The 21,971-nt window shown below is 61.4% G+C and carries 21 protein-coding genes; 9 read left to right on the top strand and 12 right to left on the bottom strand.

Annotation, left to right across the window (positions count from 1 at the left end; all coding sequences use genetic code 11):
* Positions 1-18 precede the first annotated feature (18 nt).
* Entirely contained in the window at positions 19-1,632 is a 1,614-nt protein-coding gene (locus KGB28_RS09195; protein ID WP_223444338.1) for an NAD(P)/FAD-dependent oxidoreductase, read from the top strand.
* A gap of 132 nt (positions 1,633-1,764) precedes the next feature.
* On the opposite strand, the gene KGB28_RS09190 is transcribed toward KGB28_RS09195, so the two are convergent.
* Positions 1,765-2,862 carry a PLP-dependent cysteine synthase family protein gene (locus KGB28_RS09190; protein WP_191624897.1) on the bottom strand — a complete coding sequence of 366 codons (1,098 nt, stop codon included), beginning with the start codon at positions 2,860-2,862 and terminating at the stop codon, positions 1,765-1,767.
* A gap of 246 nt (positions 2,863-3,108) precedes the next feature.
* On the opposite strand from KGB28_RS09190, the gene nhaA reads away from it, so the two are divergent.
* Complete coding sequence (gene nhaA, locus KGB28_RS09185; RefSeq protein ID WP_223444336.1) at positions 3,109-4,296, top strand: Na+/H+ antiporter NhaA; 1,188 nt, start codon at positions 3,109-3,111, stop codon at positions 4,294-4,296.
* Between the two features lie 104 nt (positions 4,297-4,400).
* Here nhaA and KGB28_RS09180 read toward each other — a convergent pair whose 3' ends face one another.
* Positions 4,401-4,865 (bottom strand): glycine zipper 2TM domain-containing protein, encoded by a 465-nt coding sequence (locus tag KGB28_RS09180; protein ID WP_150727622.1) that lies wholly within the window; start codon positions 4,863-4,865, stop codon positions 4,401-4,403.
* A 165-nt stretch (positions 4,866-5,030) separates the two neighbouring features.
* Here KGB28_RS09180 and KGB28_RS09175 point away from each other — a divergent pair, with 165 nt between their 5' ends.
* Positions 5,031-5,267 carry a hypothetical protein gene (locus KGB28_RS09175; RefSeq protein WP_116262154.1) on the top strand — a complete coding sequence of 79 codons (237 nt, stop codon included), beginning with the start codon at positions 5,031-5,033 and terminating at the stop codon, positions 5,265-5,267.
* A gap of 5 nt (positions 5,268-5,272) precedes the next feature.
* On the opposite strand, the gene pdxH is transcribed toward KGB28_RS09175, so the two are convergent.
* The 5 genes from pdxH to dinG form a co-directional block, all read right to left on the bottom strand.
* Positions 5,273-5,920, bottom strand: a complete 648-nt coding sequence (gene pdxH, locus KGB28_RS09170; RefSeq protein WP_223444334.1) for a pyridoxamine 5'-phosphate oxidase — start codon at positions 5,918-5,920, stop codon at positions 5,273-5,275.
* 24 nt (positions 5,921-5,944) lie between these two features.
* A complete protein-coding gene (locus tag KGB28_RS09165) occupies positions 5,945-6,952 on the bottom strand; it encodes an OmpA family protein (RefSeq protein ID WP_223444332.1) in 1,008 nt (335 codons plus the stop codon).
* A gap of 113 nt (positions 6,953-7,065) precedes the next feature.
* Entirely contained in the window at positions 7,066-8,211 is a 1,146-nt protein-coding gene (locus KGB28_RS09160; RefSeq protein ID WP_223444330.1) for a serine hydrolase domain-containing protein, read from the bottom strand.
* Positions 8,212-8,430: 219 nt separating this feature from the next.
* Positions 8,431-10,914 (bottom strand): beta-galactosidase, encoded by a 2,484-nt coding sequence (locus KGB28_RS09155; protein ID WP_223444328.1) that lies wholly within the window; start codon positions 10,912-10,914, stop codon positions 8,431-8,433.
* A gap of 96 nt (positions 10,915-11,010) precedes the next feature.
* Positions 11,011-13,155, bottom strand: a complete 2,145-nt coding sequence (gene dinG, locus KGB28_RS09150) for an ATP-dependent DNA helicase DinG (protein WP_007992389.1) — start codon at positions 13,153-13,155, stop codon at positions 11,011-11,013.
* 99 nt (positions 13,156-13,254) lie between these two features.
* Between dinG and KGB28_RS09145 the strand changes: the two genes are divergently transcribed.
* The gene (locus tag KGB28_RS09145) at positions 13,255-13,719 is read left to right on the top strand and encodes a CopD family protein (RefSeq protein WP_223444326.1); all 465 of its coding nucleotides are present in this window, start codon (positions 13,255-13,257) and stop codon (positions 13,717-13,719) included.
* 182 nt (positions 13,720-13,901) lie between these two features.
* Here KGB28_RS09145 and KGB28_RS09140 read toward each other — a convergent pair whose 3' ends face one another.
* The 4 genes from KGB28_RS09140 to KGB28_RS09125 form a co-directional block, all read right to left on the bottom strand.
* Positions 13,902-14,660, bottom strand: a complete 759-nt coding sequence (locus tag KGB28_RS09140) for a collagen-like protein (protein WP_223444324.1) — start codon at positions 14,658-14,660, stop codon at positions 13,902-13,904.
* Entirely contained in the window at positions 14,653-14,931 is a 279-nt protein-coding gene (locus KGB28_RS09135; RefSeq protein WP_150727630.1) for a DUF1145 domain-containing protein, read from the bottom strand. The genes KGB28_RS09140 and KGB28_RS09135 overlap by 8 nt, the downstream gene beginning before the upstream one ends.
* A 148-nt stretch (positions 14,932-15,079) precedes the next feature.
* Positions 15,080-15,787: an OmpA family protein gene (locus KGB28_RS09130; RefSeq protein WP_223444322.1), complete on the bottom strand. Its 708-nt coding sequence runs from the start codon at positions 15,785-15,787 to the stop codon at positions 15,080-15,082.
* 89 nt (positions 15,788-15,876) lie between these two features.
* Complete coding sequence (locus tag KGB28_RS09125; protein ID WP_223444320.1) at positions 15,877-16,566, bottom strand: OmpA family protein; 690 nt, start codon at positions 16,564-16,566, stop codon at positions 15,877-15,879.
* 189 nt (positions 16,567-16,755) lie between these two features.
* On the opposite strand from KGB28_RS09125, the gene KGB28_RS09120 reads away from it, so the two are divergent.
* The 4 genes from KGB28_RS09120 to KGB28_RS09105 all read left to right on the top strand — a co-directional run bounded on the left by KGB28_RS09120 (position 16,756) and on the right by KGB28_RS09105 (position 18,525).
* On the top strand, positions 16,756-17,253 hold the full coding sequence (locus tag KGB28_RS09120; protein WP_046041242.1) for a DUF6231 family protein: 498 nt from the start codon (positions 16,756-16,758) through the stop codon (positions 17,251-17,253).
* 4 nt (positions 17,254-17,257) lie between these two features.
* Positions 17,258-17,734, top strand: coding sequence for a YchJ family protein (locus KGB28_RS09115; protein WP_150757323.1), 477 nt, complete (start codon positions 17,258-17,260; stop codon positions 17,732-17,734).
* Between the two features lie 87 nt (positions 17,735-17,821).
* Entirely contained in the window at positions 17,822-18,316 is a 495-nt protein-coding gene (locus KGB28_RS09110) for an LEA type 2 family protein (protein WP_223444319.1), read from the top strand.
* Positions 18,313-18,525, top strand: a complete 213-nt coding sequence (locus tag KGB28_RS09105) for an SEC-C metal-binding domain-containing protein (protein ID WP_015093814.1) — start codon at positions 18,313-18,315, stop codon at positions 18,523-18,525. The genes KGB28_RS09110 and KGB28_RS09105 overlap by 4 nt, the downstream gene beginning before the upstream one ends.
* A gap of 172 nt (positions 18,526-18,697) precedes the next feature.
* Here the strand turns inward: KGB28_RS09105 and KGB28_RS09100 are convergent, their stop codons facing one another.
* Positions 18,698-19,255, bottom strand: coding sequence for a cysteine hydrolase family protein (locus KGB28_RS09100; RefSeq protein ID WP_223444315.1), 558 nt, complete (start codon positions 19,253-19,255; stop codon positions 18,698-18,700).
* A gap of 191 nt (positions 19,256-19,446) precedes the next feature.
* Here KGB28_RS09100 and KGB28_RS09095 point away from each other — a divergent pair, with 191 nt between their 5' ends.
* The gene (locus tag KGB28_RS09095) at positions 19,447-21,897 is read left to right on the top strand and encodes a penicillin acylase family protein (RefSeq protein WP_223444313.1); all 2,451 of its coding nucleotides are present in this window, start codon (positions 19,447-19,449) and stop codon (positions 21,895-21,897) included.
* Positions 21,898-21,971: the final 74 nt, after the last annotated feature.

Below are 21,971 nucleotides of genomic sequence, written 5' to 3'. Positions count from 1 at the left end.
CGCGAACCGGATCCCGCCATGTTACGAATCACCGAACTCAAGTTGCCGATCGACCATCCCGAAGAAGACCTGCGCCCTGCCATCGTGCAGCGCTTAGGGCTTGCCAGCGATGATCTGCTCGATTTCACCTTGTTCAAGCGCAGCTACGATGCGCGTAAAAAGTCCTCCGAACTGTGCTTCATCTACACCATCGACCTTGAAGTTCGCGATGAGGCGGCGGTGCTGCACAAGTTCGCCGATGACCGTAACGTCAGCGTGGCGCCGGATGTCAGCTACAAAGCGGTAGGCCAGGCGCCGGCCGATCTTGGCGCGCGGCCGATCGTCGTCGGTTTCGGCCCATGCGGGATTTTCGCCGGGCTGTTGTTGGCGCAAATGGGCTTCAAGCCGATCATCCTCGAACGCGGCACCGAAGTACGCCAGCGCACCAAGGACACCTGGGGCCTGTGGCGCAAAAGCGTGCTCAACCCGGAATCCAACGTGCAGTTCGGTGAAGGCGGCGCGGGGACATTCTCCGACGGCAAGCTCTACAGCCAGATCAAGGACCCGAAATTCCTTGGCCGCAAAGTCCTGCACGAGTTCGTCAAGGCCGGTGCGCCGGAAGAAATCCTCTACGTCAGCAAGCCGCACATCGGTACGTTCCGTCTGACCGGCGTTGTGGAAAACATGCGTGAGCAGATTCGCGCCCTCGGCGGCGAAGTGCGCTTCCAGCAGCGTGTCACCGACGTGTTGATCGACGACGGTCAATTGGTCGGCGTCGAGCTCAACGGCGGCGAGCAGGTCCACTCGAAACACGTGATCCTGGCCCTCGGCCACAGCGCCCGCGACACCTTCCGCATGCTCCACGGCCGTGGCGTGTTCATGGAAGCCAAGCCGTTCTCGGTGGGTTTCCGCATCGAGCACCCGCAGTCGCTGATCGACCGTGCGCGCCTGGGCAAGTACGCCGGCCACCCGAAACTGGGCGCCGCCGACTACAAACTGGTGCACCACGCCAAGAACGGCCGTTCGGTCTACAGCTTCTGCATGTGCCCGGGCGGCACCGTGGTGGCGGCGACTTCCGAGCCGAACCGGGTGGTTACCAACGGCATGAGCCAGTACTCGCGTAACGAGCGCAATGCCAACTCCGGTATCGTCGTCGGCATCACCCCGGAAGTCGATTATCCGGGCGGCCCGCTGGCCGGTATCGAGTTGCAGGAACGCCTGGAATCCCACGCATTCGTGCTGGGCGGTAGTAACTACGAAGCCCCGGCGCAACTGGTCGGCGATTTTATCGCGGGCAAACCGTCCACCGAACTGGGCAGCGTCGAGCCGTCCTACAAGCCGGGCGTAGCCTTGGGTGATCTGGCGCTGGCGCTGCCGGCGTTCGCCATCGAAGCGATTCGCGAAGCCCTGCCGGCGTTCGAGAAGCAGATTCGTGGTTATTCGCTGCACGATGCGGTGTTGACCGGGATTGAGACCCGCACCTCCTCGCCGCTGCGCATTACCCGTAACGAGTCGTTGCAGAGCCTGAACGTGAAGGGCTTGTTCCCGGCCGGTGAAGGCGCGGGATATGCGGGCGGGATTCTGTCGGCGGGTGTTGACGGGATTCGCATTGCCGAGGCGGTGGCTCGGGATATCCTCGGTATCGAGGCCTGACACCACTCTAATGTGGGAGCGGGCTTGCTCGCGAAGACGGTTTCACATCCAACATATGTGTTGACTGATCCACTGCTTTCGCGAGCAAGTCGGATCGCCGCACCGCCGCTCCCACATTTGATCTTCTGTGTGTCAGATATTGGCGCGCAACACCGACGCCGGCAACGGCTCACCTCGCTCCACCGTCGCCGCTACCGCAGCCATCAAACCACTCAATTCATACCCCTGAGCCTTGAGCCAGTCCTGATCGTAATAGGTCGTGGCATAGCGCTCGCCGCTGTCACATAGAATCGCTACCATCGACCCCGTCTCCCCCGCCGCCTTCATGTGCTGGGCGGCCATCAGTGCGCCGATCAGGTTGGTCCCGCTCGATCCGCCCACATGGCGCCCCAGACGCTCTGCCAGGTAATGCATGGCCGCCAGTGACAAGGCATCCGGCACCTTGACCATCGCGTCGATCACTTTGGGCAGAAACGACGCTTCCACGCGAGGCCGGCCAATGCCTTCGATCCGCGAGCCGTGGTCCAGTCGCAGGCTGGCATCGCCGGTCTGGTAGTAATCGAAGAACACCGAACGCTCGGCATCGGCACACAGCACGCGGGTGCCATGCTGGCGATAACGCACGTATCGGCCCAGGGTGGCCGTGGTGCCGCCGGTACCGGGGCTGGAAATCAGCCAGCTCGGCTCGGGGTGCTGCTCGAAACGCATCTGCTGAAAGATCGACTCGGCAATGTTGTTGTTTGCCCGCCAGTCGGTGGCGCGCTCGGCGTAGGTGAACTGGTCAATGAAGTGCCCGTCGTGTTCGCGAGCCAGACGCTCGGACTCGGCGTAGATCTGGGTCGGATCGTCCACCAGGTGGCTTTGGCCACCGTAGAAGGCAATTTGCGCGATCTTTTCCTTGGACGTGGTCGCCGGCATCACCGCAATGAATGGCAAGCCCAGCATGCGCGCGAAGTACGCTTCGGAAATCGCCGTCGAACCGCTGGAGGCTTCAATGACCGGCGCGCCGGGTTTGAGCCAGCCGTTACACAGCGCATAAAGGAACAACGAACGGGCCAGGCGGTGTTTGAGGCTGCCCGTGGGGTGGCTGGATTCATCCTTGAAGTACAACTCGATTCCAGGAAAACCCGGCAGCGGCAAGGGGATCAAGTGGGTGTCGGCGCTGCGCTGGAAATCGGCTTCGATGATCCGGATCGCTTCGCGGGACCACTGTCGGTTGTCGCTCATGATGGTTTTCTCGTTGAATCGGGCAGGAGTCGGCCTTTAACAAGGCTCATCCAACAAGCTTAGGAAAAAACCTGCATCCAGCACAGGTACAGCTGAGATCCAATACGCCCGGCAACTGCTAGGCTCAGGTCGGTGCTGGCGGATCACTCTGTAACGACATATAACAAAAAAGAATATAACTTTTGTTTTAACAACTAACAGTACTTGTTAGGGTGTAACACCTTTTGAATTCACAGATGGAGAGCGACCTTGCCTCTGCGTAGCACTTTCACGCGTTTCTTTCAGTTGGAAGCTGCCAGCGGTCTGTTACTGATCGCCGCTGCCGTTCTGGCTCTAATCATCAACAACTCGCCGCTTTCGTGGCTGTACAACGGCCTGCTGGACACCCCCGTGGTGGCGCAGATCGGCGCTCTGAAAATCGCCAAGCCGTTGCTGCTGTGGATCAACGACGGCCTGATGGCGCTGTTCTTCCTGCTGATCGGCCTGGAAGTGAAGCGCGAAGTCCTCGACGGCCAGTTGTCCAAACCGTCGCAAATCGTCCTGCCCGGTGCCGCCGCCATTGGTGGCATGGTGGTGCCCGCGCTGATCTACTGGTACCTCAATCGCGACACGCCACCGGCCCTCAGCGGCTGGGCAATCCCGACCGCCACCGACATCGCCTTCGCCCTTGGCGTGCTGGCGCTGCTGGGCAAACGGGTTCCGGTATCGCTGAAGCTGTTCCTGATGACCCTGGCGATCATCGACGACCTCGGCGCGATCATCATCATTGCGATCTTCTATTCCGGCGCGTTGTCGACCCTGTCCCTGGCGCTGGCCGCGACCTGTATTGCGGCGCTGATCGGGATGAACCGGCTTGGCGTGGTCAAGCTCGGGCCGTACATGATCATTGGCTTGATCCTCTGGGTCTGCGTGCTCAAGAGCGGTGTCCACGCCACGCTGGCCGGCGTGACCCTGGCATTCTGCATTCCGCTGCGCACGAAAAATGCCGAGCCTTCGCCACTGCTGACCCTGGAACACGCCCTGCACCCGTGGGTCGCCTACGGCATCCTGCCGCTGTTCGCCTTTGCCAATGCCGGCCTGTCCCTGAGCGGTGTCACCGTCGAGAGCTTCACTCACCACGTCCCCATGGGCATCGCCATCGGGCTGCTGCTGGGCAAGACCGTCGGCGTCTTCGGCCTGACCTGGCTGGCCGTGAAAACCGGTATCGCCGCCCTGCCCCAAGGCGCCAATTGGGGCCAGATACTCGGCGTGGCGATTCTCTGCGGCATTGGTTTCACGATGAGTCTGTTTGTCGGCTCGCTGGCCTTCGAGCCGGGCGTGAGTGATTTCGCCGGGATGGACCGCATGGGGATCTTGACCGGTTCGATTCTGGCCGCGCTGATCGGCTATGTGGTGACGGCGATGGCGAGCCGCAAGAACACCGCGCTGGCCTCCTGATAAACCGCGATAACGCCTGGCGCCAATCAAGACTCGCCTGAGCTGAAAAACAAAAAACCCGATCAGTCACCTGATCGGGTTTTTTGTTTATCCGGTGTTTGCGCTTAGTGCGAAACGCGGCTGGTGCCACCCACACTGGAGATGCGCACACGCTCGCCAACACGGAACACTTCGTTCGGCTGAACTTCCTGAACGTAGGCGCGCATGCTGCCATCGTCTTCGCGTACGGTGATTTCCACGCCCTGGGTGCGGGTCAGGCCTTCTTCAGCGGCCGAACCGAGCAGACCGCCGGCCACAGCACCAATGACGGCAGCGACGACGCTGCCTTTGCCGCCACCAATGGTGCTGCCGCCAACGCCGCCGACCACTGCGCCTGCAGCGCCGCCGATCGGGGTTTTGGTGCCTTCGATTTTCACCGGACGCAATGCTTCGATGGTGCCCATGCGAACCGTCTGCACCCGACGCGCCTCGTCACGGGAATAGGAGTCACCGGTCAGGCTCGATTGGCAACCAGTGAGCAACATCGCCATCGTGGAAAAGGAAGCAACCAGCAGAACAGACTTACGCATAGCATCAACTCCAAAAAAACAGATGTCCATTAAACTCCGCAGCTTGACGCCTGTCACGGCACAGCCCGGGTAAAATTGGTTTGATTCAGGCTCCGTTAAGGCGCCTCCACGAACTCACACAGTAGCGGCAAACTCGCAAAGCTGCCCCACTGGCCAAGGATTTCAATGGACTACTTTATCATCGTCGTCACGACTGTTGCCGGTTTGTACTTCCATTGGTGGCTGTACGTGCGGATCAAACGCTGGATGGACCGCGACCTGGCGCTAGCGCTGGCGGGCAAGGACGAGCAGAAAAAAGCCTTCATGCTCGAACAATTGGCGAGTGCTCAGGCGCAGAAGATCAAGCGTCGAGACCTGCCGAAGTGGCTGGAGGCCGCTGCGGCAGGCTATCCCGGTCGGTAGACTGCTCAGGGTGCCAGACGTTCAAGAACCCAGTCGGCGCCCTGCTGGCGGTAATTGAGGCGGTCGTGCAGGCGGCTTGGGCGGCCCTGCCAGAATTCGATGCGGTCCGGCAGCAGGCGATAACCGCCCCAGTGTTCAGGGCAATGCGGCTGGGTGTCGGTGAAACGTTGCTCGGTATCCTTGAGCAGCATTTCGAGTTCACCACGACCGGCGATCACGCGGCTCTGCGGCGACGCCCAGGCCCCCAGGCGACTGCCCAGCGGACGGACCTGATAATAGGCATCGGACTCCTCAGGCGTGACCTTCACCACCCGCCCTTCAATACGCACTTGGCGTTCCAGCGCCGGCCAGAAAAACGTCATGGCCGCGAACGGATTCGCGGCCAGATGCTGACCCTTGGCGCTTTCGTAGTTGGTGAAAAAGGTGAAGCCCAGTTCGTCCAGGCCCTTGAGCAACAGAATGCGACAGTGCGGTCGACCGTCCTGGTCAACCGTGGCCAGGGTCATGGCGTTGGCTTCCACCGGCACCTGTTCGGTTTTCACCGCGTCGGCGAACCACTGGTGGAACAGCGCAAACGGCTCGGCCGGGGCTTGTGCCTCGGTCAGGCCATCACGGGTGTAGTCACGACGCATATCAGCCAGGCCCTGGGTCATGGCGCATTCCTTTTGGTTAACGAATCACTGCTTTGCAGTATCGGTGGCGGCGACTTTCTTGTCAGCCGTGGAGGCTTTGGCTGGCGTAGTTTTCTTCACCGGTGTTGCAGTTTTCGCAGGTGTTTTCTTGGCCGGCGCTTTTTTCGCTGGCGCTTTTTTCGTCGCTGGAACCGCAGCCTTTTTAGTCGCAGGGGCCGGTGTCACAGGCTTGGCGACCGGCTTGGCGTCCGTGGCAGCAACCATGGTCACCGGTGCCGGAGCCGGCATGTTGTATTTGCTCAGCAGCGCGACCATGGTGTTTTGCGGGGTCACCAGCAGTTCCACGCGACGGTTCAACGCACGACCTTGCACGCTGTCGTTGGCGGCGCGCGGCGCATCACCGCCCAGGCCGCGCAGCATCAAGCGATCACGCTGCAAACCGCTGAGACGGAAAATCGCCGCAACGGACTGGGCACGCTCCTGGCTCAGCTTGACGTTGGTAGGCGCCGCGCCGGAGGTATCGCTGTGGCCAAGGATCAACACAGCGGTCTTTGGATCGGTTTCAAGGATCTTGGCAACGCGGGTGAACGGGCCGAGCGTGACCGGCAGCAACATGGCCGGACGATCCGGGTTGAACGAGCCTTCGACCGGCGCAGTCACCACCAGCACATTTTCGCGGCGCTCGAGTTGCATGTTGCTGCCCTTGACCGCCTCGCGCAGACGCGGCTCGTAGTCGTCAAGCCAGGCCTGGGTGACTTTCGGGTCGGGCATCGGCACAACCTTGGCGGTGCTCTGCTCACTACCGCCGAACGGCCACCACCACTTGCTGGCGCTATCGGCTTCAGCCTTGGCCACCGCAACCGGTTTGACTGCGGGTTTCACCTCCGGCTTGGCCACGGGCTTGCCGGCACTGTCGTCGGAACCGAACGGCCAGTACCAGTGGCTGCCGCTTTCAGTCTTGGCGACAGGTGCTGTCGCGTCTTTCTGCGGAGTCTGTGCGCAACCGGTAATAGCGAAGCACAGGGCCAAGGCGAGGGTTTTATTGGATGACATCGGATATCCACAAAAATGAAGTCAAAAAAATCAGGCCACATTGGCCGGTAGAAGCAGACGCTTTGAAACTGGAAAGGCTATCGGGTTCCAGCCCCGGAACCCGATAGTCGTTTTTACAGACAAGTGGCCAGAACCCGCACCAGCTTTTGCGCGCGCGGGTCCATCAAGACGTACGGCCCCAGGGTATTTGTCACAAATCCGAAAGCCACATCGTGCTCCGGGTCGGCAAAACCGATGGAACCGCCGGCACCCGGATGACCAAACGCCCGCGGGCCAAGGCCGAAGGTGGCATTGGCAACGTCCGGTTGATCGAGCATGCAGCCCAGGCCGAAACGGGTCCGGGTCAGTAAAGTCTTGTCCTCGCCGAGACTGTGCTCGCGAGTCAATTCATCGAGCATTTCGCTTTCCAGCAGACTGCCATCCAGCAGGCCAGCGTAGAACCCGGCCAGGCTACGGGCATTGCCATGGCCATTGGCGGCCGGTTGTTGCATGCGTCGCCACTCGGGTTTGTTGGTGCTGGTCATGATCGACGGCGGGTTAGTGAACGCCCGGGTCGTCATGGCCGTTGGCTCGCGCATGGTCACTTGCAGCAGGCGCTGGGCGGCGGCATCGCCGACATTGCCCTTGCCCCGCGCAATGTGGGCCACGCGATGGAACTCTTCGTCGGCCAGGCCGACATGGAAGTCCAGGCCCAACGGTTTGGCGACCCGCGCGACGATGGATTCACCCGGCCCACGACCGTCGGTACGGCGCAGCAATTCGCCGATCAGCCAGCCATAGGTGATCGCCGCGTAACCGTGGCCTTCGCCCGGTGTCCACCACGGCGTTTCGGCGGCCAGGGCGTCGACCATGGTTTGCCAGTCATATAGGGCTTCGGGGGCCAGCAGCTCGCGCAATGCCGGAAGACCGGCCTGATGGCAAAGCAGTTGGCGCAGGGTGACGGACTCTTTGCCGGCAGCGGCAAATTCGGGCCAGTAGCGCGCAACCGGGGCATCCAGTTGCAGCTTGCCTTCAGTCACCAGTTGCAGCGCGGTGACGGCGGTAAAGGTCTTGGTGCAGGAGAACAGGTTGGCGATGGTATCGCTGTGCCAGGCCTCGGCCCCGTCCTTGTCGGCAGTGCCGGCCCACAGATCGACGACGGTTTCGCCACCGACCTGGATGCACAACGCTGCGCCACGCTCCTGGGGATCGTCGAACAGCGCCGCGAACGCCTCTCGCACCGCTTCGAACTTAAGCTCGTAATGACCCTGAATCTGCACCCGTAACTCCCCGGATTAACGCTCTACAAAGTGGTCGGCATTGTTCCAGCCCTTGAGGGTTTTGGGAACAGGGTTGGGCCGGGCGGTCGCTCTGCCATCAACTTGAAATGCAGTGGTGATGCTAATGACGCCTTCGCGAGCAAGCCCGCTCCCACATTGGAATGCATTCCCTTGTGGGAGCGGGCTTGCTCGCGAAGAACGATGACGCGGTTTCGGGTCTTAGTGACCTTTGCCGGAATGCCCACCAGCGCCCTTCCCCGGCCCCTTGCCGGCCTCGGCCTTGCGGCCGCCCTCGGCGTCGTGGCTGGCTTTGTCGGCGGCGGCCGCAGCCTTCTCGGCCTCTTTGCCCAGTTGCTCGACTGTCGTCAGGTTGCTCTTGCGCACGCTGTCGACAAATCCCTGGAACGGCAGATCAGTGATGCCCACCAACCCGAAGTGACCGTTTTCACCGTCAAGCAAGCGCCCGGTGACCGGTTGATCGAGGTACTGGAACCAATGCACGCCGACAATCGACGGCTCGCTCAATGCCTGCTTGAGGAAGTTGGCGTACGCCGGACCGCGGTCTTCCTCCTTTGCCATGGGCGTAACGCCGCCCCAGAACGGGCCACGATCAGCCGAGCCGAAATTGAACTCGGTGATCAGCACCGGTTTGTCGAGACTGCGCAGTTTGGCGAAGTCGTAGCCATCCTGAGGTTGCAGGGTGTACATGTTGAAGCTCAACACGTCGCAGTACTGGGCGCAGGACTCCAGGGCTTGCGGCGTGCTGATCGCGAAACGCCCGCCGAGCAGCAACTGGTTCGGCGCGTGCCACTTGAGTGAGTCGGAGATGGTCTTGAAGTAAGTGTCGGCAAAGACCTTCTGGAAGTATTTGAAGTCGGCTTCGATTTCCGGATGCTCGGCGCTCGGCAGCGGTGGCACGAACCCCGGATCTTCCATCAGCTCCCAGGCTGGCAGATCAATGCCCCAGGCTTTCGACAGGCCAGCCTGATTGCGGTACTTGTCACGCAGCTGCTTGAGGAATGCGCGCTTGGCCGGCACGTCGGTGGTCATTTTCAAGGTGCCGTAGGCCAGGGCATAACGGGCTTTCGGGTCATCGCCTGGACCGGCCCAGGCCAGTTCGTTGTCGGCGTAGTAACCGATCAGCCACGGATCGTCACGATGGTCGCGGGCAGCAATCGCCACTGCACGCTCGGTGGCCATGGCGAAACGCGGGTCGAAGGGGTCGGGCATGCCGCCCCACCAGTCGGTGCCGGTGCTGATGCTGGCGTAGTCGCCGACGATCGACAGCGGCAAGGTGTAGGGCACGCGATCAGCGTGGCCCAGTACCGGGGCGCTCCAGTTGCCAATAGTGTTGAAGCCCCAGGCCTGCAAGCGATCAAGGGTGTGACTGGCCCAGCGCTGCTCGTCGAACGCGGCTTTGCAGGGTTCAACAGGTGTTGGCGTTGCTGCTTTTGCCTCAGTTTTGGCCGCTTCGGCGACACCGGATTCGGCAGTCGCAGGCACGACCGGTTGCTCGGCAGCTTTTTCCGCCGTTGCTTCAACCGCATCGGCCTTGGCGGCGGCCGCTACGCCGGCCTTGCTGTCGCTGCTCGAGTCACAAGGGTTGCCATGAAGGCGCTGCAAGTTGGCGCCGTAGAAATCGTACCAGCGACCTGCACTGTACCCACGCCCCTGATCGGCGCCGTTGCCGCCACGGTTGTCGCCTTCGCCGTAGTGGCTGGCGAGTGCGTCATCTGCTTTGGGCAGGGATTCGAACATCCATTCGCGACCGGCAACGTAGGTCTGGTTGACATCCGGAGCCACGGTATTGACCCCCAGGGAATAAAACGGGTGCCCCTCGGGCGTCACCAGATACCAGCGACCGTCACGTTTTTCGGTTCGGAAAAAACCACTGGCCTTGAACGACGGGCCTTTGGCTAACCCGCCGAACTTATCCAGAGAAGACTTCTGACGTTCGGCCAGCCAGGTTTTCAGTTGCTGCTGTTCCTTGCTGGCGGCGCTTTTCAATTGTTCGTCGCTGCTGATTTTTTCCGGCCATTTGTCCCGGGTCGACTGGCCGTAAGCATCCACCAACCCGCCATACACGGCTTGGGTGACCGACTCGCCGTCCTGCACACCAAAACGTTCCAGCAAGATGCTTTGCGCGGCTTTGGGCTGGTCCATCGACAAGCTCACCGATACCACCTGGCTGCGATCCAGTTCACCAGCGCTGCTGGCCACAAACACACGCTGCCCCTCAACGGTCATCGGCATCGGCGGGCCAGCCTTCATGCCCTGGCTCAGCGGTGATGTCGCTTGCAGAGGCACCAACAGGGTTTGCGCAGGCCCCGCCGGCAGATCGACGCGGCTGACCAGTGTCTTGCCGTCGTTGCTCTGGATGGTCACGTACAGGGTCAAGGCCCAGTCCATCGCGCTCTGTATCCGCAGGCTCATGACGCCCGACTGCGACCAGTCCCAGGCGCCGGTTTGCGGGGTCAGGCGTAACGTCGGCCGGGCGACCGGGTTGAACGTCACCCGGCGCAGCACTTCGCCCTCGGGGGTTTGCTCGGCGTTGGATTGCGGCAGGCTGGCGTCCTGAGTCGCCACCTGGACCACGTCGGCGGGGCGCACAAAGTTGAACAGCGTCTGCTGGCTGGCGGGGGCGGCCAACAGCGGTGTTGCGAACAGCAGGGCAAAAACAGCAGGCAACGAACGGCAAATCATGAGAACGAATTTCTCCCTAACGACCTTCAATGGGCCAGTGGAAAAGCGATGGCAGAGAGATAGACAACGCGGTGGGCAAAACTGCCCACCGGTGCTTCAGGAAATTTCTCGACGGAACGGCGGCAACGCGTTGAGGATGGCTTTGCCATAGCGCTGGGTCACCAGGCGCCGGTCGAGCAAGGTGATGGTGCCGCGGTCTTCTTCGGTGCGTAGCAAGCGACCGCAGGCCTGGACCAGCTTCAGCGAGGCGTCCGGCACGGAGATTTCCATGAACGGATTGCCGCCCCGGGCTTCGATCCACTCGGCCAGCGCCGCTTCGACCGGATCATCGGGTACCGAGAAAGGAATCTTCGCGATCACTACGTGCTCGCAATAGGCACCGGGCAAGTCGACCCCTTCGGCGAAGCTCGCCAGGCCGAACAACACGCTGGAATCGCCGCCATCGACTCGCGCCTTGTGCTTGTTCAGGGTTTCCTGTTTCGACAGGTTGCCCTGGATGAACACTTGCTTGCGCCAGTCGCGGTCGAGGCCGTCGAACACGTCCTGCATCTGTTTACGCGAGGAAAAAAGCACCAGCGTGCCCCGCGAGCCTTCGACCAATTCAGGCAGATCACGAATGATCGCGGCGGTATGCGCCGCTGCATCACGGGGATCGGCGTTCAGGTTCGGCACCCGCAGCACACCGGCGTCAGCGTGATGGAAGGGGCTCGGCACCACCGCCGTCACGGCTTTTTTCGGCAGGCCGGCGCGCATGCGGAAGCGGTCGAAGGTACCGAGGGCAGTCAAGGTCGCCGACGTCACCAGGCAGCCATAGGCCACGTTCCACAGGTTGCGGCGAAGCATTTCCGCCGCAAGGATGGGGCTTGCGTTGACCTCGATGTCGAACAGCGAGCCGCTTTCGGCCAGGGTCAGCCAGCGGGCCATGGGCGGGTTGTCTTCCGGGTCTTCGACGGTGAAGGCGGTCCACAACTCCCAGTTGCCGGAAGAACGCGACAACAGGCTGCCGAACAGCGGATACCACTCTTCGGCCTGGTTGCTGGCGATGCCAATGTTGACCTCGCCGTCCATGCCTTCCTTGAGCAACTCGGTCAGGCGGGTGAACAAATCGGTCAGCCGTGCGAAGCCTTTCTTCAGTTCGATGCCCATTTCACGCATGTGCTCGGGGATCACCCCGCCGACGAATCGGTGACGCGGGCGCTCGCGGCCTTCGACGTCTTCGCCGGGTTTGAAATCGGCAATCTGCTCGCACGCGGTGAACATGAACTGCTGCTGGGTCTTGATCTCCCGCGCCAGCTCCGGCACCTGCTCGATCAACTTGCCCAAGTCCCCCGGCAGCGGGTGCTGGGCCAGCAGTTTGGTGAGGTTCTTGGCGGTGGTTTCCAGCCAGTCGGCGGTGGAGCGCAGGCGCGTGTAATGGGCGAAGTGGCCGATGGCCTTGTCCGGCAGGTGATGGCCTTCGTCGAACACGTAGATGGTGTCGCGCGGGTCCGGCAGCACGGCACCGCCGCCCAGGGCCAGGTCGGCCAGGACCATGTCGTGGTTGGTGACGATCACGTCGACCTTGCCCATGCCTTCGCGGGCCTTGTAAAAGGCGCACTGGCCAAAGTTCGGGCAATGACGGTTGGTGCACTGGCTGTGGTCGGTGGTCAGGCGCGCCCAGTCGGCGTCTTCCAGGGCGGTTGACCAACTGTCGCGGTCGCCGTCCCACTTATTGCCGGCGAGTTTTTCGATCATGCTGGTGAACAGCTTCTGGCTGGCCTCGTCGACCTCGATCTTGAAACCTTCTTCTTCGAACAACTGAGCGGTGGCGGTTTGCGCGTGACCTTCCTGAAGCAACATGTCGAGCTTGGACAGGCACATGTAGCGCCCGCGCCCCTTGGCCAGGGCGAAGCTGAAATTCAGCCCGCTGTTGCGCATCAGGTCAGGCAAGTCCTTGTAGACGATCTGCTCCTGCAGGGCCACGGTGGCCGTGGCGATCACCAGGCGCTTGCCGGCGGCCTTCGCCGTGGGAATCGCCGCCAGGCTGTAGGCCACGGTCTTGCCGGTACCGGTGCCGGCTTCCACCGCGACTATCGCAGGGTCGCCACTGCGCCGGCCTTCGTCGTCGGTGTCGATGTCACCCAGGACCTTGGCGACTTCGGCGATCATCAGGCGCTGGCCATAACGCGGCTTGAGGCTCTTGGCTTCGAGAAAACGCGAGTAGGCGCCCTGGATCGTGGTTTTGAGTTCGGTGCTGATCATGGTTTGTCGGGCGCAAAAAACGCTGGATAAATTTTCAGTAGTTCGGTTCGGCCGCTATCATACCCCGCTAATGAATCCCGCGCAGAACGGAGTACCCCAATGACACCTTTTAGCCTCATTTATAGCCTGCATGTACTGGCGGCCCTGGTCTGGGTCGGCGGCATGTTTTTCGCCTGGATGGTCCTGCGCCCCGCCGCGATCAAGGCACTTGAAGGCCCTGCCCGGCTGAAGCTGTGGGTAGAAGTGTTTCAAGGTTTTTTCCGCTGGGTCTGGGTGGCGGTGGTGCTGTTGCCAGTCAGCGGCGTGGGTATGCTGCACATGCATTTCAATGGCTTTGAAGCCGCGCCGCGTTATGTACAGGTGATGATGGGCCTGTATGTGGTGATGACCGCGCTGTTTATCCGCATTCAGGCGCTGATGCTGCCGGAACTGCGCACCGCGGTGGCCGAGCAGGATTGGCCAGCCGGGGCAGCGGTACTGGGGCGAATTCGCCGGTTGGTGGGGATCAATCTGCTGGTCGGGTCGGCGGTGGTGGCGATTGCTGCGGCTCGGCCGATGTTTTGAATCTGCCGAGCTTTTGTGGCGAGGGGGCTTGCCCCCGTTGGGTTGCGAAGCGGCCCCAATTCCGGCAATCGCAATACTGCTGAAGGTTAGCGGTGTCTGGTTTTACGACTGCTTCGCAGCCGAACGGGGGCAAGCCCCCTCGCCACAGACAAGCCCCCTCGCCACAGGGCTCTCGGTGTTGCTTACATCCGCTGCACTGTCACCGAACCCGCCGCGCCTTCTAGACCTGGCTGACCATCAGCCCCAGGTTTACCGCTCTTGCCACCATCGGTCGTGTAAATCAGGCAACCCTTGGCCTTGCCACCCGCGCCCGGTTTGCCACCTGGGCCAGCCAGGCCACCGGCACCGCCAGCCACCTGAACCTTGATCCGGTCTGCCGGGAAGTCGTGCGGCACTGCCAGTCTGACCAGCGCCCCCGGTGCTCCCGGTTGACCATTGCTGCCATCACTGCCATCGGCACCGCGCCCCGCCTGACCCCAGGTGCAACCCGGCTCCTGACCGTTAGCCCCGTCAAGACCAACGAACCCCGGTGCACCCGCACCACCGCGGGCATCAACGATCAATTGCGCTGCGTTCAGTGTCTTGATCTGCAAATCAAGGTTGCGCCCGGATCGAGCGGCCTTCTGGTAAGTCCCGGGGGCGCCACGGGAGGTAATCTGGCTGCCTTCGGACAAATCAGCGCGACGGACCTTCAGCGCCAGCGCCTGTTCCCCCGGCACGATGGCAATGCGTGCTTCACGCCCCAGGTGCAATTCACCCACGGTGACTTCTGTGACGTTCGAAGGAATCAGCAAGGTGCCGTAATCGGCCACTTCCAGGCGTTCCAGTTGCAGGGTGCTGGCGGTGTTGGGCAAGCGCATCAGTGAGTTGGGTTCGACACTCACCACCTGTGCGCTGGCCAATGGGCTGATGAGTGCGGCGAGCAGACAGAGTTTACGCATGGGAAGCCTTCGAAGCGGTGGGGGCTGGAATGGTTTGCAGGTGGAATACGCCGAAAATGACGATCTTCAGGCGGTCAAGCCAGGGATGGGCGCGACCTCGAAGGCTGCGATAGCACAGCAACGCTTCCAGAAGATGAATGCCCCCCAACAGGCCGCCGGCCATATTGACCAACGGGTGCAGCGGAAAGACGAACGGTGTGAGCAGATTGACCAGCACTACCGACCAGAACAGCAAGGTCAGTAACCGCCCCAGCCCCCATAAGACTTTCATACGCGCCCCCGATGAGAATTATTGTTTGCGCGCACAGTAACGGCTTCCACGCGGGATAAGCCAGAGGGCAACGGAAAAATCTTCATGGAGGCCGCCGAACGGCCGTCGCAGCGTTCACACCTGTCGCCCGACGGCTCTATCTCTGGGCTCAACGGTTTATATGCAGATCCACGCGACGGTTTTTCGCACGACCTTCTTCTGTTTCGTTGTCGGCAATCGGTTGGCTCTCACCCTTGCCTTCGCTGGTGACTTTGTTCGGCGCCACACCCTGGCTCAACAGGTATTCCGCCACGCTGCTGGCACGCCGCTCCGACAAGGCCTGGTTATAGACATCCGAACCGACGCTGTCGGTATGACCGACCACCTTGATGCTGACCACATCGGCATCCTCGAACTTGCTCATCAACGCATCCAGTTGACTCTTCGCCGTCGGGGTCAGCTCGGATTGATTGAAGACAAACAGCACATCGCTCAGTGTAATGACTTCGGATTGCGCAGGCTCGGCCTGGACGCTGTCCGGGTACTGCGGCGCCGGGCAACCGCGATGGTCGACCAGGGTATTGGCGGGAGTATCAGCGCAACGGTCGCGTCGGTCGAAAACGCCGTCGCCGTCTTCGTCGCCATCCTGTGCATAGCAGATCAAGCCGCCGGACAAGATACCCAGCGCCGCCCCACCCGCGGCCCAACCGCCACTCTCGATTGCGCCCAGGCCACCACCGACCAGGCCGCCAATGAGGCTGCAAATTGGCCAGGTTCGTTGATTGAGGGGGGCAGTGCCATCGCTGTGGGTCGCGCAACCGGTCAACAGGCTGCCAAGTAGCAGAACCGGCAAGACGGTCCTTGTGAGAACGATCATATTGAAAGCTCCTGTGTACCGGCCAATACCGGTTACACAGGAGTAAAGACCCGCATCCGCGACTGCACAAGGCGCGGATGCGAGGGGGCTTAACGCTGGATTTTGATTTCCGTACGACGGTTCTGCGCACGACCGTCAGCGGTTTTGTTGTCAGCAACCGGCTGGCTTTCACCGGCACCGACAACCGACACGAAGTTGCTGCGAGGTACGCCTTGCTCGATGAGGTATTCAACCACCGAGTGCGCGCGTTTATCCGACAGTTTCTGGTTGTAGGTGTCACTGCCCACGCTGTCGGTATGGCCGGTCACGGTCAGTTGAGCGGTAGGGGCTTCGGCTTTCAAGCGAGTGGCAATCTTGTCGAGTACCTGTTTGTCGGACGAGGTAAGCGTGGCTTTATCAAACTGGAAGTGGACATCGCGGATGACGATGGTTTCTTCCTGAACCACAACCGCTTCTTCGACCACAGGCGCTGGTGGTGGGCAACCGTTGGCATCGACCTGAACGCCTTTAGGCGTGCCAGGGCACTTGTCGCGACTATCCAGTACACCATCGCCGTCTTCGTCGCCATCACCGTGCACCCAGCAATAAGCCGCTGCCGTACCGCCGACGAGCAGAGCACCATACCCTGCCCATGCCGAGCTTTCGGTCGCACCGAGGCCCGCCCCCACAACGCCACCAACCGCCGCACAGGTCGGCCAGTCGGTTTTCTGCAAACCTGCGCAACCAGTCAAGACACTGGTTAGCAGAACCAAGGGTAATGCTGTCCGAACTATGCTCATCTAGTTTTCTCCTGAGGGATCGGCTTAGAACCGATTCAGGTAGTAAAGACCCGAGTTTTAAACTCCGCCAGCAATAGGCCACGCTGTTTATTCGCGTATTTACGGCAGCTTGGCGCTTTTGTCGCCAGGGCGCTCTAGGCCCGAACGTTAGGGCAGGCTAGTCTTGGCAGATCTGATTGAGGATCTTCGATGATTGCAGGTATTTCTTCACGCACGCCACAACAGGCACTGGCCGCGTTACTCGACCGGTATGCCCCCGCGCGCCTGTTGTTGATCGGCGCCAGCGAGTTCCCGGCACTGGAAGCTTTCAAACTCGCCCACCCGGACAGCTGCGTCGCTTTCGCTGCCCCCGGGCCATTGCCCGCCGAACTGGCGGCCCGCCGTTTCGACCTGGCCCTGGTGGTCGATTGCCTGGAGCATTTGCCCAAGCGCGACGGCCTGAACCTGCTGGGCGGCATCCGCAACCTCAACGCCAGCCGCATCGCGGTGCTGGCGGATCTGCCGGCCTGTGGCTGGCAGGAAACCGACTTTTTTTCCCTGGCCCTGCAAGCCAGTGAACGCTTTCAACGGGACGAACAGGTCCTGACCCTGTTCACCTACGATCTGCTTGAATACAAACAAGTCCCCGACTGGCTCAATTCGCGCTTCTGGGCCAATCCGGAAAACTTCGGGAAATACTGGTGGTGATGCAATGAGTACATCCATTTGCCCATGCGGCAGCGGCACCCTGCTCGACGCCTGCTGCGGTCACTACCATGCCGGACACCCGGCACCGTGCGCGGAAGCCTTGATGCGCTCGCGCTACAGCGCCTATGTGCTGGGGTTGATCGACTATCTGGTGGCCACCACTCTGCCCGCCCAACAGGCCGGCCTCGACCGTCAATCGATCAGCGACTGGAGCACGCAAAGCACATGGCTGGGCCTTGAGGTGGAAAGCTCCGAAGTGCTGGGCGGCCAGCCTGAACACGCTTTCGTGACCTTCACCGCGCGCTGGCACGACAGCAATGGCGAGCATAGTCATCGAGAGCGCTCATCGTTCGTACAGAACACCGGGCGCTGGTATTTCATCGACCCCACCGTGCAACTCAAACTCGGGCGCAATGACGCCTGCCCATGTGCCAGTGGGCAGAAGTTCAAGAAATGCTGTGCGGGGTATTTCAGCAGTTAGGGCATGCATAGACTGCCCGCCACGCAGGAGCTGTCGAAGGCTGCGATCCTTTGGGTCTAGACTGGGGTTCAAGGGAGAAACACCACGATGATCATCCTCCGCGGCGCACTCTGTCTGCTCACGTTGTTCCTGACACTGGGACTCGGCGGCTGTGCGTCGTGGTTCGACGACGACTTGCCGGAACCCGATGTCCATCTGGTGAAGATCGAGGTGGTCAGCGCCAAACTGCTGGAACAGAAACTCCTCCTGCACTTTCGCATCGACAACCCCAACGACAGCGACCTGACGGTGCGCAGTCTGGAGTATCGCGTTCACTTGGGTGACATAATGCTGGCCGACGGCGAACACGAACACTGGTTCACCATCAGCCCCAGGCACAGCGCTTACTTCAAGGTGCCGATCCGCACCAACCTGTGGTCCAAGGTCCGTGATCTGGCCAAACTGCTGAAAAAATCCGATCAACCCATTCCCTATCGTCTGGAAGGTGAACTGGAAACCGGTATATTCATCGCCCACTACGTGCACCTGGCGCGCAATGGCGTGATAATCGCCGCCGATTTAATTCCGGAGCAACACCGATGACCCAGCAACCCCATGTCCACGGCCCTGACTGCAACCACGATCATGATCATGACCATCACCACCATGATCACGACCACGGCCATGTCCACGGTCCGAACTGCGGCCACGCTCACCAGGAACCGGTGCGCAACGCCCTGAAAGACGTCGGCCGCAACGATCCGTGCCCATGCGGCAACGGCAAGAAATTCAAGAAGTGCCACGGCGCTTGATGCTTCGGGCGAAGGCTTGCTTCGCCTGTTGAATCGCCTTCGCGAGCAGACCTGTTGTGTGAATGCAGTTCCCTTGTGGGAGCGGGCTTGCTCGCGAAAGCGGTGTGTCAGGCAACAACGATGTTGAATCTGAGGTACTCTTCGCGAGCAAGCCCGCTCCCACAATGGTTACTCAGTCGTTCATCAGAAGGGTGGCAGTACTGACAACGGTTGCATACTCACCGTGCAAATTCCCCAGCGACATCGCATGCACCTCTTCGGCGCTATGGGCATGGCCGAAAAAATCAGCCTTGTCGAAGGTAAAGCACGCATCCTCGGCCACCCACGTATCAAACCCCAGGTTGCCCCCGGTACGCGCCGTGGATTCCACCGAGTTGTGGGTCGCGACACCGACGATGATCAACTGCCCGATCCCCGCCTCGCGCAACTGCGCCTCCAGCCCGGTTGAACAAAACGCATCCGGCACCTGCTTCTGGATCAAGCGCTCACCGGCCATTGGCTGAAACCGTTCCTGAAACTCCACCCCCGACTGCTGCGGCCAGAACACTGAGTCCTCCGAGCGGGACAGGTGCTGTACATGGATCACCGGCCGAGCGGTGCGCCGCCAATGGCCGAGCAGTTCCAGCATGCGCTCTTCAGCCTGAGGGTTATTCCTGCGGCCGAGCCTGGGGTGAAGGATGCCTTTTTGTTGATCGATGATGATCAGTGCCGCGTTTGCCTTGAGCTCCATGCCGACTTTTCTCCAGGATTGTTGAGCGTGTCGCACTTCAACATCCCCCTTTGCGACTGGCAAGACCGCGATCTTTCCGGTTTATCAGACAAATCCTGAAATAACCTTGTACCCCGCTTGCGCGGCCACCTCCCGCTCACTAACGTAGCGCCTTTATTTCGCGCCGCCTCTACCCCCGCAGGAGCTTTGCCATGGCCTCGCCAGCCCTTACTCATTTTCTACCCCGGTTCGGCGTTGCCGCAGCAGTGGCCGGTGTCTTGAGCCTGACCGGTTGTCAGAACTTCAGCGCCCAGGACACCCTCCCGCCAACCTCCGGCGTACAACCGCTCAAGGGCCTGGCGCAGAACGTTTCGGTGCGTCGCAATGCCATGGGCATGCCGCTGATCGAAAGCAACAGCTTCCACGACGCGCTGTTCACCCTCGGATACGTGCATGCCAGCGACCGCATCACGCAGATGGTCACCCTGCGCCTGCTGGCCCAGGGCCGTTTGGCCGAGATGCACGGCGCCGAACTGCTGGATGCCGACCGTTACATGCGGGCGGTCAACCTGAAGAAAAGTGCTGGCGAGTTGTACAAGGCTTCTTCGCCGCGCCTCAAGCGTTTCTTCGAAGTCTATGCGCGCGGGGTCAACGCCTACCTGTTCCGTTACCGCGACAAACTGCCGGCGGATCTGGCAGCCACCGGCTACAAGCCTGAGTACTGGCAGCCGGAGGATTCGGCGCTGATTTTCTGCCTGTTGAACTTCAGCCAGTCGACCAACCTGCCGGAAGAAATCTCTTCGCTGGTACTGGCCCAGACCGTCACCACCGACAAACTGGCGTGGCTGACGCCGTCGGCTCCCGACGAAAAACTGCCGGCCGCCGAAAGCGAAAAACTGCAAGGCCTCAAGCTCAACGGGCAAGTACCGGGGCTGGCCGAACTCAGCAAGGCCACTGGCCAACTGTCGGACCTCAACCTGCTGGGCGCCACCTCGTCGAACAATTGGGCCATCGCCCCGCAACGCAGCCGCAGCGGCAAGAGCCTGTTGGCCAGTGACAGTCACGGCCCGCTGGGCGTGCCTTCGTTGTTCAGCTACGTGCAGATTCGCGCGCCGAAGTATCAGGCGTCCGGCGTGACCATCGCGGGCCTGCCGATGGTGCTTGGAGGTTTCAACGGCAAGGTGGCGTGGAGCATGACGTCCGTGATGCGCGACAATCAGGACCTGTTCCTGGAGAAGATCAAGCGCCAGGGCAACGGGCTCACCTACGAAAACGCCGGGAAGTGGCAGCCGGCGATCATGCGCAACGAAACCTATTTCGTCAAAGGCCAGCGGCCGATTCGCGAAGCAGTGTACGAAACCCGCCATGGACCGCTGCTCAACAGCGCCCAGGGCACCACGCTGGCCAATGGTTTCGGCCTGGCCTTGCAGACGCCGAACTTCACCGACGACAAGACCCTGGACGCGTTCTTCGACCTGTCCCGCGCCCAGAGTGTCGAGAAAGCCTCGGATGCCAGCCGCGAAATCCGCGCCATCGCGCTGAACCTGGTGTTCGCCGACGCCAGCCATATCGGCTGGCAAGTCACCGGCCGCTACCCGAACCGCCGTGAAGGCGAAGGCCTGCTGCCCTCGCCGGGCTGGGAAGGTCGATACGATTGGGACGGTTACGCCGACCCGATGCTCCACCCGTACGACCAGGACCCGGCCCAAGGCTGGCTCGGGACGGCCAACCAGCGGGTCATTCCCCATGGCTACGGCATGCAGTTGTCCAATTCCTGGGCCGCTCCGGAGCGCGGCGAGCGCCTGGCCGAACTGGCCGGCGCAGGCAAACACGACAGCCGCAGCCTGATCGCCATGCAATACGACCAGACCACCACTTTCGCTGCCAAGCTGAAGAAAATGTTCGAAGCGCCGGGCATGGCCCAGCCACTCAAACAGGCCATGGACGCCTTGCCGGCGGCCGATCGCGCCAAGGCACACGAAGCCTACAGCCGCTTGATGGCGTTCGACGGCAAGCTCGGCCCGACCTCCACCGATGCGGCCATCTACGAATTGTTCCTGCAGGAAAGCACCCGGCAGATCTTCCTCGATGAACTGGGCCCTGAAAGCAGCCCGGCGTGGAAAGCCTTTGTCGCCGACGGCAAGTTGTCCTACTCAGCCCAGGCCGATCACTTGCTCGGGCGTGAGGACAGCCCGTTCTGGGATGACGTGCGCACTGCGCAGAAAGAAGACAAACCAGCGATCCTCGCTCGCAGCCTCGCCGCCGCGATCAGCGCAGGCGACAGCCAGTTGGGCGGCGATCACAAAGCCTGGCAGTGGGGCAAACTGCATCGCTATGAATGGAAAAACAGCAGCGGCCAGACCGTACGCGGACCGCTACCGGCCGGTGGCGATCACACCACACTCAACACCGCTGCCTTCGCCTGGGGCCAGGACTTCAACACCACGCTGGCGCCAGCCATGCGTTTTATCGTCGACTTCGGCCAGTCCGAACCGCTGATGGCGCAGAACGGGACCGGCCAGTCCGGCAACCCGGCCAGCCCGAACTACCTCAACAGCATCGAGCCGTGGCTCAAGGGCCAGTACATGAGCCTGCCGATGCAGCCGCAGAACTTCGACAACGCCTACGGCAAGGCGCGGTTGACGCTGACGCCAGGAAAGTAACCGCGCCCTTTACTCGCTCGCGATAGCGGTCTGACATTCAACATAGAGGTTGAATGTCAGACCGCTATCGCCGT

The organism is Pseudomonas sp. BF-R-19, from assembly GCF_019956445.1.
Lineage (GTDB): Bacteria > Pseudomonadota > Gammaproteobacteria > Pseudomonadales > Pseudomonadaceae > Aquipseudomonas > Aquipseudomonas fluorescens_BH.
This window is presented reverse-complemented; position numbering and strand designations above follow the sequence as displayed.